The following is an 11,917-nucleotide window of genomic DNA, read 5'->3' on the forward strand; positions in this document are numbered from 1 at the left end:
CGGCGGCAGCACGACCACGCCCACCACGCCGCCGACGACCCCGACCACCGCACCCACGACCCGGCCGCCGACGACCGCACCGACCACCGCGCCGCCGGCCTCCGGCACCTGGAAGGCGGGAACCGCCTACCAGGTCGGCAACGTGGTCACCTACAACGGCATCTCGTACCGCTGCCGCCAGGCCCACACCGCCATCGCCGGCTGGGAACCGCCGAACGTCCCCGCCCTGTGGCAAGCCGTCTGATCCGAATGGCGCTGCTGTTGACGCTGGTCGCCGGCTGCTCCCCGGAGCAGCCGGCGGCCACGCCCCTCTTCAACGGCGCCGACGTGATGTTCCTGCAGATGTCCCTGGCCCAGATCGCCGAGGGCGACCAGGTGGCGTCGCTGGCCGAGAGCCGGGCGGCCGACCCGGCGCTCCGCGCGCTGGCCACCGAACTCCGCACCCAGTGGCGCGAGGAGGACGGAACGTTCCGCCGCTGGTTGCTGGGCTGGCAGCAGCCGCTGACCGCCGACCCGTCGGCCGACGCCCACGCGGGCCACGGCGCGCTGCACATGCTGCGCCCGGCCGACATCACCGAACTGAGGGACGCCAACCCCTTCGACCGTACGGCGGTGAGCCTGCTCCTGGGCCACCTGGGCAATTGCGTGGAGACCTCCCGGATGGAACAGTCCGCCGGCGCCTACCCACCCGCCCGGGCCCTGGCCACCACCGTGACCACCCGCCGCCAATCGCAGATCCAGCAGCTGCTGAAGATCGCCGCGTCTCCGACCTGAGTCGGAGACGAAGTGTGGTCCGTGGGCTGACGACCGAGGCCACCCGCGAGCGCGACCCTGGTGCACATGACAAAACCACCTCCGCGTCCCGCGGTGCTCACGGCGGAGCAGCTCACCAAGCGCTACGGCCGGCTGACCGCGGTCGACGACGTCTCCTTCGGCGTCCGGCCGGGCGTCGTCACCGGGTTCCTCGGGCCCAACGGGGCCGGTAAGACCACGATCCTGGCGATGCTGGCCGGCCTGGTGCGCCCGAATTCGGGCCGCGTGCTGCTCGGCGGCACGCCGCTGCGGGAGCGCCCGCCCGAGGCGCGCACGCTCGGCGTGGCGATCGAGGCGTGTGGTGCCCACCCGGGCCGCTCGGCCCGCCAGCACCTGCGGATCCTGGCCGGGTTCGCCCGCTTGCCGCAGACCCGGGTCGAGGAGGTGCTGGCACTCGCCGGCCTGACCGAGGCGGCCGGTCGGCGGGTCGGCACCTTCTCGCTCGGCATGCGCCAGCGGCTGGGCCTCGCCGCCGCCCTGCTCGGCGACCCCGAGGTCCTCCTGCTGGACGAACCGGCCAACGGCCTCGACCCCGAAGGGATCCGCTGGCTCCGCACGCTGCTGCGCGAGCGAGCCGAGCGGGGCCGGGCGGTGCTCGTGTCCAGCCACCTGCTCAGCGAGGCGGCGCACACCGTCGACGAGGTCATCGTGGTGTCGCAGGGCCGGGTGGTCCATGCCGGCACGATCGCGGATCTCACCCCGGCCGGCGGCGTGTGGATCCGCACCGGCGATCCCGGACCGCTCATCGAGGCCGTGGCCCGCGCGGGTGGCCGGGTCACGCCGGACCGGGCCGGCGGGCGCTACCTGGTCGAGGGCCTGGACGCGCCCGCCCTCGCCGACCTCGCCCGCCGGGCGCGGGTGGACCTGCACGAGCTGACGCCGCAGACCACCTCGCTGGAGGACGGATTTCTCAAGCTGATCGGACGGCAGTCATGACCTTGATCCTCGGTGAGCTGCGCAAACTCCTCACGATCCGGACCGCGCTGTGGTTCGCTCTCGCCTCGATCGCCCTCGCGGCCCTCAACGTCCTCCTGGTCTCGTTGGCCTCCGGCACGCTCGACGAGGTGGCCGAGAAGGAGGAGGCGCTCGGCGGGATGCCGCTGCTCCTGCTGTTCTTCGGCGCGGTGGCCGTCACGGCGGAATACCGGCATCGCACCGCGGCCTCGGCGGTCCTCGTGTCCGGCCGCGATCCGGGCATCGTCGCCGCCGCGCGGCTGGGCGCGACCGTGGTCGTCGGGCTGGGCCTGGCCGTCCTCACGACGGGAGCGTCGTTCACCCTCGGGGTGCCGATCCTCGCCTCGCACCAGCCGGGGCCCGACCTCACAGCGGCACAGCTCATCCCCCTGGCCGGTGGTTGCGTTCTCGCCGGGACGCTCACGGTGCTGGTCGGCGCCGCCCTCGGTGGTCTGCTCCGCAACCAGATCGCCGCCGTGGTGGCCGGCATCGTCGTCTACTTCGTGGCGCCGTCCCTGATCGGGACGATCAGCACCTCGGCGGTCGACTACACCCCCTTCGGGAGCCTCCAGGTGCTCACCGGGGGTGTTCACGGCTCGGCCCATTCACTGCCGGCGTCGGCCCTGGCCCTCGCCGGCTGGGCGGCCGCGGCGGCGGTTCTCGCCGTTCTCGCCGAGCGACACCGCGACCTAGGATGACGGTCATGACCTGGTTCACCGCCTCCGGCCGGCGGGCCCGGCCGGGAGGCGGGCGGTGGATCACACCCCAGGCCGAAAGAGTGCTGGTCGATTTCCTCGCCGTCCTGGTCGGCATCGCGGGCGAGCTGTCGCTGCTCTACGACGACGAATCCCCGGTCCGCCCGGGGACGGTGCTGCTCACGGTGGCGGCCGGGGCGGCACTGTTCGCCCGGCGCCGGCATCCGGTCCTGCTGCTGGGGGTCATGCTCGCCACCACCGGTCTCCTCTTCTCGCTGGGTGAGTCCCCCGGTGGCGCGCTGGTCTGCGTCGCCCTGTTCACCGTCGCCGAGCGCTGCCCGGCCCGGGTGTCGGTGGTGACGCTGGTCGGCGCGACGGTCGTGCTGGTTGTCCTCTCGGTGACCTCGGTGCCACCGCCGGTGGCGGCGTGGGCGGTCGGTGCCGCCCTGCGCGGGCGCCGCCGGCACCACGACGACCTGCGGGCCCGGGCCACCGCCGCGCGTATCGAACGGGACCAGCAGGCGGCGATCGCGGCACACGAGGAGCGGGCCGCGATCGCCCGGGAACTCCACGACATCGTCGCGCACTCGGTCACGGTGATGCTGGTCGGCGTGCGCGGCGCGCGGGATGTCCTGCCGACCGCGCCCGACGTGGCCGGCGACGTGCTGAGCCGGGTGGAGTCCAGCGGCGAGCAGAGCATCGTGGAACTGCGCCGGCTGCTGGCCCTGCTGCGCTCCGGATCGCCCACCGCGGCCGCGCCGAGGGCACCCCACCGGCCATTGCCGGGACTGTCCGACCTGACCGAGCTGGCGGCCACCTTCCGTACCGTCGGCCTGTCGGTCGGCCTCGAGATCGACGGCGAACCGCCGCCTCTCGACGAAGGGGTCGGCCTGTCGGTCTACCGCATCGTCGAGGAAGCCCTCACCAACGTCCTGCGGCACGCCGGAACCGATCAGGCGCTGGTCCGGCTCACCACCGGGCCGGGCCATCTCGATCTCGAGGTGTCCGACCGTGGGGCGGGCCGGCCGGAACCGAACCCGTCCGGCGGCCACGGGCTCGTCGGCATGCGGGAACGGGTCCACCTCCTCGGCGGCACCTTCACGGCCGGGCCCGGTCCCGGCGGCGGTTTCCGGGTCGCGGCCCGGGTGCCGACTACGGTGGGCCTGTGAGCATCCGGGTTCTGCTGGCCGACGACCAGGAACTGATCCGCACCGGCCTGCGGCTCTTCCTCGACACCCAGGAGGGCATCGACGTCGTCGGCGAGGCGCAGGACGGCGAGGACGCGGTGGTGCGGGCCGCCGAACTGCGACCGGACGTGGTCGTCATGGACATCCGGATGCCGATCCTGGACGGGGTCGCCGCGGCCGCGCGCCTGACCGCGCCCGGACGCGACCACACTCCGCGAATACTGATCCTCACCACGTTCGATCTCGACGAATACGTCTACGGGGCACTGCGCGCCGGCGCGGCGGGATTCCTCCTCAAGGACGCGCCCCGCCATCGCCTCCTGGAGGCCATCCAGGTGGTCGCGGCGGGCGACGCGCTGCTCTCGCCGACCGTCACCCGCCGGCTGATCCAGGAATTCGCCGCCCGCCCGTCCGTCGTGGCACGCCCGTCCCCACTGCTCGACTCGCTCACCCCGCGCGAGCGTGAGGTGCTCGTCCTCGTCGCCCGCGGACTGACCAACGGGGAGATCGCCGAGGAGCTGATGGTGACCGAGGCGACCGCGAAGAGCCACCTGGGCCGAGTGCTGACCAAGCTCGGCGCCCGCGACCGCGTGCAACTGGTGATCTTCGCCTACGCCAACGGCGTCGCCCCCGCCGGCCAGTGACCCGGCCCGCGGTCAGACGGCCCGGCGCATCACCACGCGGCGGGCCGACGGGCGGGCCACCTCGGTGAAGCCGCAGGCGGCGAAGAGCGGCTCGGTGCCCAGATAGCGATCGTCCCGGTGCGGGCCGGGTCCGGCCAGCGGGAAACCCTCGACGGCCGTGGCGCCGTGCCTGCGGGCCAGGTCCACGGCGGCCGACAGGAGCTCATGGGTGGTCCCGCCCCGGCGGTGGCCGACCCGGACGAAGAAGCACGGCACGAACCACACGTCGTCGTCCTCGGCGGGGTCACGCGCGGTCTTCAGGATCGGCGACCGCAGGATCTTCGCGTAGCGGCGGCGCGGACCCACCGCGCACCAGCCGACCGGACGGCCGTCCTCGTCGTAGGCCAGCACGCCGGCCGGTTCCCCGGCGGAGTTGACCATCTCCTCGAAACGCGCGCGGTTGCCGGCACCCCAACCGGCCTCCGCCGCACCGCCCCGCAGCAGGAACCACATGCAGTAGCAGCCGCGCGTGGTGCTGTTGCTGTCGAACAGATCGGCGATGTCGGCGAGCTGGGCCGGGCCGGCCGGGCGGATGTCCACCGGCTCAGCCTACGAGAGCATCGACGGGCAGACCCACGAGTAACTCAGCCCTTCCGCCGTACACGCATTGATCGATATCTTTCCGGCCATGAAGCGTGCCGTCGCCGTCCTCGGCGCAACCGCCCTCGCCGTCGCCCTCGTCGCCGTTCCGTCCGCCGCGCTCGCCGCCGACGCCTCCTACCGGAGCCTGAGCACCGCCACCAACCCGGACTGGATGCGCGGGCTGCCCGATTCCCGCAGCCTGGCCGCGCTGTCCATCCCGGGCACGCACGAGACCATGTCGATCCACGGCGGGGCGTGGACGCAGACGCAGGAGGACTTCGGCGACTCCGGCGGCACGCTCACCGCGCAACTCGCCGCCGGCATCCGGATGATCGACATCCGGGCCCGGGTGAACAGCGGGAACACCTTCACGATCCACCACGGCGCGAGCTACCAGAACGCGAACTTCGACGACGTGCTCACCAAGCTCGGTGACTTCCTGGCGGCGCATCCGGGCGAGACCGTGGTCGTGCGGCTCAAGCAGGAGTGCACCGGGGAGATCGGGTCGTGCACCGATGTGTCGGGGCAGTCGAGCTTCGTCGACATTTTTGACGCGTACGTCGGCAAGCGCCCGAACCTGTGGTGGTCCCCCAGCGTGAGCCGATCGTCGGCCGCGGCCATGCCGGCGCTCGGCGCCGTGCGGGGCAAGGTGGTGCTCGCGGTGATGAACGGCGCCCGTGGCGGACGGTATGCGAACTACGGTCTCGCCCAGTTCGACGGCTGGAACGACGGCAACTCCACGTACGTGCAGGACAACTACAACGTGCCGAACGTCAACGCGATCGCTACCAAGCGTGACCAGGTGCGCCGCTTCCTCGACGCGACCAGCGCCGGCGATCCCACGAAGATGTACGTGAACTTCGCCAGCGGCTCCAGCGTCTTCGCCCAGCCGCAGCAGGTGGCCGGTGGCGCGCTCGGTGTGCAGGGCGTCGACCCGTTCCTGTTGATCTACCTGAACGAGGGGCCCGAGGTGCACGCCCCGGTGGTCCGCACCGGCGTGCTGATGCTCGACTTCCCGGGCGGTGGCCTGATCAACAAGGTGGTTTCCCTCAACTGAGCCGGATCGCGCCGATAGGCCGCTCCGGGAGGGCCGATGAGCGAGATCACGCAACAGGCGGCACGGCTGCTTGAGTTGGCGCAGAGCGGCGGGGCCACGGCCGCGCTGGCGACCGCCGACGCGTACCTGACCGATGGGGGGCCGGCCTGCATGCACTTCGTGCGGGCCCTGGCCCTGACCAACCTGGGCGACCCGCAGGGCTCGGTCCCCGCCCTCGATCTGATGGCCGAGGCGGCCGTCCGGGAGAACAGTCCGGGCTGGCTGGCCTGCGCGCTGGCCACCCGGGCCTCGGTCCAGCTGCGCCTCGGGGAGGGCGAGGGCGAGACCGGCGTCCTGCAGGACCTGGTCACCGCGGCCACCGCGGTGGCCGGCGAGACCGATCCGATCGCCGCGGTGAACGGGCGGGTCGCGGTCGCCATCGGCTACTTCGAGCTGCGACTGTACGAGCTGGTCGGCCCGCACTACGACGCCGCGTACGAGATGAGCCCGGCCGACAACGGCAACCGGGCGATGTGGCTGTACAACCAGGCCGAGCTGCACCTGTTCTGGGCGCTCGAGCTGTACCAGATCGGCCAGGTCGCCGAGGCGGAGAGCCACACCGCAGAAGCCGAGCGGTACGCGCTGCGGGCCGCCGACGAGGCCCGCGGCCCGGACGCCCAGGCGTGGCGGGACACCGCCCTGCTCGCGGCGGCCTGCGCCCGGGCCGACCGGGACGATCCGGCCGGTGCCGCCGTCGACATCGAGCGCTACCTGGCGAAACTCAGCGAACGCGGGATGAGCGCGGCCACGCTCGCCTACAGCCGGCCGTTCCACGCGGTCGCGCTGCGCCGCTCGGGCCGGCCCGACGAGGCGTACGCGGTGATGGAGCACGCCATCGCGACCCTGCCGCCGGACGCCGGCTGGCTGATCACCGCGGCCACCCACCGCACCAAGGCGCTGCTGCTGGCGGCGCGCGGTTCCGCCGAGGCCGAGGCCGCCATGGCGTACGGGGACACCCTGGCCGCCGCGATGTGGCGGCACCGGCTGCGGATGCTGCAGTCGGTCGAGGTGATGAAGTCCCTCGAACTGCTGCGCACCCAGCACGAGCAGGCGTCCCGGGCGGCGGCGCTGGACGCGCTGACCGGCATCGCGAACCGGGGCGCCTTCGACCGGGCGGTCCGGCAGGCCCAGCTGCGCCCGGCCGACAAGCTCACCGTCATGGTGGTGGACACCGACAAGTTCAAGCAGATCAACGACACGGCCGGGCATGCGGCCGGGGACGCCGCCCTGCGGGCGATCGCCGATGCGCTCGGCGCCCAGCTGCGCGAGGAGGATCTGCTGGCCCGGCTGGGCGGGGACGAGTTCGCGGTGCTGCTGCCGGGGGTCGGCCCGGCCGACGCGCTGCGGGTCGCTGCGCGCATGGTGGAAGCGGTACGGGCGATCCCGGACTGCCCCGCCACCGTGAGCATCGGGGTGGCCGCGGCGTACGCGGCCGACCTGCCGGAGGCGCTGCGCCTGGCCGACGAGGCGATGTACCGGGTCAAGCGGCGGGGCGGCGACGGCGCGGGCGAGTGGGCCGAGGCCGCGTACGCGGCCTGAGATCGGGTATAGCCGACCCTATGCATTCCCTGGGCGCCCGGCTGACCGTGGCCGCCGCCGTCGCGGTCGCGGTGGTGATGCCGGCCGCGATGGTCGGCGTGCTGGTCGTGGGCAACGTCGACTGGCTGTACCAACTCGACGCGACCGTGACCTCGTCGTTCCACCGGTTCGCGCTGGACCATCCCGGCTGGGTGTGGTTCATGAAGGCGTGGAGCCTGGTGTTCGATCCGAACACCTGGCGGGTGGCCGCGGTCGGGCTGGTGATCTGGCTGGTCCGGCGGAAGGAGACCGGGCTGGCCTGGTGGGTGGCGATCACGATGGCAGTCGGTGGGCTGCTCGGCGTACTCCTCAAATTGATGGTGAGCCGGCACCGGCCCGCCCTGCTCGATCCGGTCGCCCGGGCGACCGGGTATTCGTTCCCGTCCGGCCATGCGCTGAACAACGCGCTCGGGGCGGCCGTGCTGCTGCTCCTGCTGCTGCCCTACACCCGGGGGAAGCCCCGGTGGCGGGCCGCGCTGTGGGCCGGCGCGATCGGGATTCCGCTGATCACCGCGATGAGCCGGGTGGCACTCGGCGTGCACTGGACCAGTGACGTGGTGGCCGGCCTGTTCGTCGGGGTCGCGGTCGCGGCGATCACCGCCGCCACCTACCTGGCGCGGGACGCACGCATGAAAGATTCTCTATCCGGGTAGTGCCCCGCCCATGCTGGAAAACCGGGTGGCAATCGAACATCGGGCGGCGTATTACGCCAAACGGATCCTGCCGTGGCTCATCGCCCTGTTGCTCGGGATGATCGGTCTCGGCCTGCTGATCACCAAGGTGCTCAACCATACGTGGCCGTTCACCGTCGAGGACGGCGTCAACCGCGGGTTCGCGGCGCACCGCACTCCACCGTGGAACGTGGTCACCGAGGTCTTCAGCCTGATCGGCAGCACCCCGGTCATCATCGGGGTCACCGCGATCGCCGCGCTCATCCTGCTGAAGACCCTGCACAGCTGGTACGAGCCGCTCTTCCTGTGCGCGGCGGTCAGCGCCCAGGCGATCGTCTTCTTCTTCACCACGCTCGTCATCGACCGGCAGCGCCCGCCGGTCAAGCACCTGGACGACTCGCCGCCCACCTCCAGCTTCCCGTCCGGGCACACGTCGGCCGCGTTCGCCCTCTACTGCGGGCTGGCCCTGATCCTGGCCGGCCTGGTGCACCGGACCTGGCAGAAGTGGCTGTGCTGGGCGCTGCTGCTGATGCCGGTCGGGGTGGCGCTGTCCCGCCTCTACCGCGGCATGCACCACCCGAGCGACGTGACCGCGTCCTTCATCAACGGCGCGCTGTGCGTCGCCCTCATGTCCTGGGCGATTCTCGGCTCCAAATCCCTCAGCTCAAGGGGCCGATCTTCAGTTTCGTGATCGCGACCGGGCCCACCGAGGAACGGATCAGCACCTGGTCGACGCCGCCGTGCGCGGCGGCGTCCTCGCCCGAGACGGACAGCGTGGTCGAATCGGCCCGCTGGAAGTCGCGGAACGTGACCTCCATGATCAGCGTGTTCGGCGTCAGCGGGGTGACCTTGACCGCCCCGACCGGCGGGCCGTCCGACAGGAAGTCGATCAGCAGCGGCACCTCGTGACATCTGGCCGGGTCGTCGGGCGAGCTGGACGTCAGGAACTTGCCGGTCGGCTCCTCCACCACGGCGGCGCTGCGGGCGTTCTCGCAGCCGGCCACCGCGACCGCCTTCGGGTCCCCGCTGACCAGGAAGCCCTGGTTGCGGAAAACGTCGCTGCCGACCACGCCGGGCGGCGGCGTGGTGAGGTCGATCTCGCGCTCGCCCCCACCGGCCGGTGCGCCGGTGGTGGCCGCCGCCGACGTCGCGGCCGCCGAGCTGGCCTCCACCGGCGGCGGGACCTGCGAGGGCGCGGCCGCCGAGGCCGCCGGCGGGGCCGCGCTCTGCTGCTGTTGCGCGGCGGTGGTCGCCGCCGCGGTGGGAGCCGCGGCCGTCTGGTTCACCGCGGCCGGATCGGGCTTGTCCTTCGCCCGGTTCAGCAGCGCCGGCACCGCGATCGCCGCGGCCAGCACGATCACCCCGGCCGCGATCCCGGCGACCTTCGCGAACTTCGACGCGATCCGCGGCTGCTGCACGAACGTCGCCGTACCCGTCACCGGCGTGGCGTTGGGCAGGTCGGGGGTGGCCGCCAGGGTGAGCTGCCGCTGCTTCTCCTTGTTCCACGGCAGCGGCGCCGACACGTTCAGCAGGGCCCGGCCGTTGCTGCCCGGCGGCAGGTCGAGCCAGGCCGGCTGGAAGGTGGCGCTGACCCGCCGCTCCGGATCGGTCGCGGTCAGGTAGAGCCGCACCGGCGCGTTACCGCCGTTGGCGATCTCCAACGTGTACTGCCCCGTGCGGCCGCCGGTCACCACCTCGGGCGTCGTGCGCAGGGTGATCTGCTCGACGCTGGCCAGCTCGATCGGCACCTCGACACAGCGCGACACGTCATGCCGGTACTTCGACCGCACCAGCGCGCCCACCACATAGGTGCCGGCCGGGGCCGGCGGCTGCACCGGCAGGTTGACCTTGACGATCAGCGTGCCGCTCTCGGCCGGCCGCAACTTGGCGACCTCGGGCTCGGTGCGCACGGTCGCCCCGTCGGGCAGCCCGAGCAACTCGACGCCGTAATGCTCCACGATGTCACTCGCGTTGCGCACGGTGACATCGAATTGGAGGTTGTCGCCGGGCGAGGCATCCGCCCGCTCCGGCGCGACATTGACACGCAGCGGCAGGGTCACGCGCTCATGCTGTCACTCCGCGACAACCTGGAGCTATACGATTCCCGACACGAGATCTTCGAGGGTCGCTCGCGCTCCCTTGTGGTGCAGGCCGGCGAGGACCGAGGTGTACGCCGAGACGAAGCGCTCGCTGTCGATCAGGTCCCCGAAAACCTCCCGGTTCGCGATGAACGCCAGTGGTTCGTCCCGTTGTTTGCGCGCCGCGGCCATCAGCGGCTCCCGCAGCCGGTCCACCACCTCGATCGGCCGGCCCTGCTCGTCGACACCCTCGTCGTAGCGAGCCCAGGACGCCACGATCGCGGTCGAGAGCAGGATGTCGCCGCCGGTCTCCAGGTTGCGGCGGATCACCGGGAGCAGCCATTTCGGGATCCGGTCGGAACTCTCCGCGCACAGCCGGGCCACCGTGTCGCGGACCTGCGCGTTGGAGAACCGGTCGATCAGCTGATGCTGGTATTCCCGCAGGTCGACGCCCGGCACCGGCTCCAGGGTCGGGGTGGCCTCGCGCTCCATGTACGCCAGCAGGAACCGGGCGAACAGCGGATCCTGCGCCACGTCGTGCACCAGCCGGTAACCGGCCAGCCAGCCGAAATAGCAGAGACCCTGGTGGGAGGCGTTGAGCAGGCGCAACTTCATCAACTCGTACGGTTCGACGTCCGGCACCACCTGCACGCCGACGTCCTCGAACGGTGGCCGTCCGTTGCCGAACCGGTCCTCGAGCGCCCACTGGGTGAACGGCTCGCACACCACCGGCCAGCCGTCCTCCAGCCCGAACTGCTCGCGCACCTGGTCGCGGTCCTCGTCGGTGGTGACCGGCGTGATCCGGTCGACCATGCTGTTCGGGAACTCCACGTGCTCCGCGACGTAACTTGCCAACGCCGGGTCACGCAGCCGGGCGTACGCGACGAAGCTGCGCCGGGCCGCCTCCCCGTTTCCCTGGATGTTGTCGCAGCTCATGATGGTGAAAGGTGCTTGGCCGCGCTGCCGTCGCCGCTCGACCGCCTCGGTGATCAGCCCGAACGTGGTCCTGGGCTGGTTGCCGATCGTGAGGTCGTGCTGCACGTCCGGGTTGTCGGCCATGAACTCACCGGTGACCGAATGAAAGTTGTAGCCGCCCTCGGTGACGGTCAGCGACACGATCCGGATCTCCGGCGACGCCATCTTCTCGATGACCGCTTCGGGGTCGTCCGGCGCATAGAGGTATTCGACGATCGACCCGATCACCCGGGCGTCGAGGTTGCCGTCCGGCGCCTTCACGACCAGGGTGTAGAGCCCGTCCTGCGCGGCCAGCACCTGCCGCATCCGCTCGTCGGCCGGCATCACCCCCACCCCGCAGATCGCCCAGTCGAGGGCCTTGCCCTCGTTCATCAGGCGATCCAGATACATCGCCTGGTGGGCGCGGTGGAACCCACCGACCCCGAAATGCACGATGCCGGCCCGCAGCGCGGCCCGGTCGTATTGCGGAACGGCGACCTCTTTCCGCCCCTCACTGAGGGACGACAGGTTGGCATTGCTGAGCGGCAGCATCTTCGGTGACCTCCCGGCGGTGGATCGGGGATAACAGACAGCATCCCACCGAAGCCCCTAGGTCACCGCCGACC

The 11,917-nt window shown here is 71.9% G+C and carries 13 protein-coding genes; 10 read left to right on the forward strand and 3 right to left on the reverse strand.

Annotated features, from left to right (window positions below):
* The 6 genes from Ato02nite_RS28320 to Ato02nite_RS28345 form a co-directional block, all read left to right on the forward strand.
* A partial coding sequence (locus Ato02nite_RS28320) for a carbohydrate-binding protein (RefSeq protein WP_369076929.1) occupies window positions 1-244 on the forward strand: 244 nt, incomplete at its 5' end.
* A gap of 5 nt (window positions 245-249) precedes the next feature.
* Window positions 250-774, forward strand: a complete 525-nt coding sequence (locus Ato02nite_RS28325; RefSeq protein ID WP_213009692.1) for a DUF305 domain-containing protein — start codon at window positions 250-252, stop codon at window positions 772-774.
* Between the two features lie 66 nt (window positions 775-840).
* Complete coding sequence (locus Ato02nite_RS28330; protein ID WP_213009693.1) at window positions 841-1,749, forward strand: ABC transporter ATP-binding protein; 909 nt, start codon at window positions 841-843, stop codon at window positions 1,747-1,749.
* Window positions 1,746-2,465, forward strand: a complete 720-nt coding sequence (locus Ato02nite_RS28335) for a hypothetical protein (RefSeq protein WP_213009694.1) — start codon at window positions 1,746-1,748, stop codon at window positions 2,463-2,465. Before Ato02nite_RS28330 ends, Ato02nite_RS28335 begins: the two co-directional genes overlap by 4 nt.
* Before the next feature lie 5 nt (window positions 2,466-2,470).
* Window positions 2,471-3,631 (forward strand): sensor histidine kinase, encoded by a 1,161-nt coding sequence (locus Ato02nite_RS28340; RefSeq protein ID WP_213009695.1) that lies wholly within the window; start codon window positions 2,471-2,473, stop codon window positions 3,629-3,631.
* Window positions 3,628-4,293, forward strand: a complete 666-nt coding sequence (locus Ato02nite_RS28345) for a response regulator (protein WP_213009696.1) — start codon at window positions 3,628-3,630, stop codon at window positions 4,291-4,293. The genes Ato02nite_RS28340 and Ato02nite_RS28345 overlap by 4 nt, the downstream gene beginning before the upstream one ends.
* 12 nt (window positions 4,294-4,305) lie before the next feature.
* On the opposite strand, the gene Ato02nite_RS28350 is transcribed toward Ato02nite_RS28345, so the two are convergent.
* A complete protein-coding gene (locus tag Ato02nite_RS28350; RefSeq protein WP_213009697.1) occupies window positions 4,306-4,872 on the reverse strand; it encodes a GNAT family N-acetyltransferase in 567 nt (188 codons plus the stop codon).
* An 88-nt stretch (window positions 4,873-4,960) separates the two neighbouring features.
* Between Ato02nite_RS28350 and Ato02nite_RS28355 the strand changes: the two genes are divergently transcribed.
* Genes Ato02nite_RS28355 through Ato02nite_RS28370 form a run of 4 tightly spaced genes read left to right on the forward strand, consistent with a single transcriptional unit; the run spans window position 4,961 to window position 8,950 of the window.
* Entirely contained in the window at window positions 4,961-5,971 is a 1,011-nt protein-coding gene (locus Ato02nite_RS28355; protein ID WP_213009698.1) for a phosphatidylinositol-specific phospholipase C, read from the forward strand.
* 36 nt (window positions 5,972-6,007) lie between these two features.
* Window positions 6,008-7,549 carry a GGDEF domain-containing protein gene (locus Ato02nite_RS28360; RefSeq protein WP_213009699.1) on the forward strand — a complete coding sequence of 514 codons (1,542 nt, stop codon included), beginning with the start codon at window positions 6,008-6,010 and terminating at the stop codon, window positions 7,547-7,549.
* A gap of 20 nt (window positions 7,550-7,569) precedes the next feature.
* Window positions 7,570-8,241, forward strand: coding sequence for a phosphatase PAP2 family protein (locus Ato02nite_RS28365; protein WP_213009700.1), 672 nt, complete (start codon window positions 7,570-7,572; stop codon window positions 8,239-8,241).
* A gap of 25 nt (window positions 8,242-8,266) precedes the next feature.
* Window positions 8,267-8,950, forward strand: a complete 684-nt coding sequence (locus Ato02nite_RS28370; RefSeq protein ID WP_307854018.1) for a phosphatase PAP2 family protein — start codon at window positions 8,267-8,269, stop codon at window positions 8,948-8,950.
* Here Ato02nite_RS28370 and Ato02nite_RS28375 read toward each other — a convergent pair.
* A complete protein-coding gene (locus tag Ato02nite_RS28375; RefSeq protein ID WP_213009702.1) occupies window positions 8,919-10,319 on the reverse strand; it encodes a COG1470 family protein in 1,401 nt (466 codons plus the stop codon). The genes Ato02nite_RS28370 and Ato02nite_RS28375 overlap by 32 nt on opposite strands.
* A 33-nt stretch (window positions 10,320-10,352) precedes the next feature.
* Entirely contained in the window at window positions 10,353-11,843 is a 1,491-nt protein-coding gene (locus Ato02nite_RS28380) for a mannitol dehydrogenase family protein (protein WP_213009703.1), read from the reverse strand.
* Between the last annotated feature and the right edge of the window lie 74 nt (window positions 11,844-11,917).

The sequence above is a fragment of the Paractinoplanes toevensis genome, from assembly GCF_018332695.1.
In the GTDB taxonomy this organism is placed as follows: Bacteria; Actinomycetota; Actinomycetes; order Mycobacteriales; family Micromonosporaceae; genus Actinoplanes; species Actinoplanes toevensis.

Coding starts and splice junctions, on each gene's coding strand:
- Ato02nite_RS28325 (WP_213009692.1), top strand. CDS start 250: ATGGCGCTGCTGTTGACGCTGGTCGCCGGCTGCTCCCCGGAGCAGCCG.
- Ato02nite_RS28330 (WP_213009693.1), top strand. CDS start 841: ATGACAAAACCACCTCCGCGTCCCGCGGTGCTCACGGCGGAGCAGCTC.
- Ato02nite_RS28335 (WP_213009694.1), top strand. CDS start 1,746: ATGACCTTGATCCTCGGTGAGCTGCGCAAACTCCTCACGATCCGGACC.
- Ato02nite_RS28340 (WP_213009695.1), top strand. CDS start 2,471: ATGACCTGGTTCACCGCCTCCGGCCGGCGGGCCCGGCCGGGAGGCGGG.
- Ato02nite_RS28355 (WP_213009698.1), top strand. CDS start 4,961: ATGAAGCGTGCCGTCGCCGTCCTCGGCGCAACCGCCCTCGCCGTCGCC.
- Ato02nite_RS28360 (WP_213009699.1), top strand. CDS start 6,008: ATGAGCGAGATCACGCAACAGGCGGCACGGCTGCTTGAGTTGGCGCAG.
- Ato02nite_RS28365 (WP_213009700.1), top strand. CDS start 7,570: ATGCATTCCCTGGGCGCCCGGCTGACCGTGGCCGCCGCCGTCGCGGTC.
- Ato02nite_RS28380 (WP_213009703.1), bottom strand. CDS start 11,843: ATGCTGCCGCTCAGCAATGCCAACCTGTCGTCCCTCAGTGAGGGGCGG.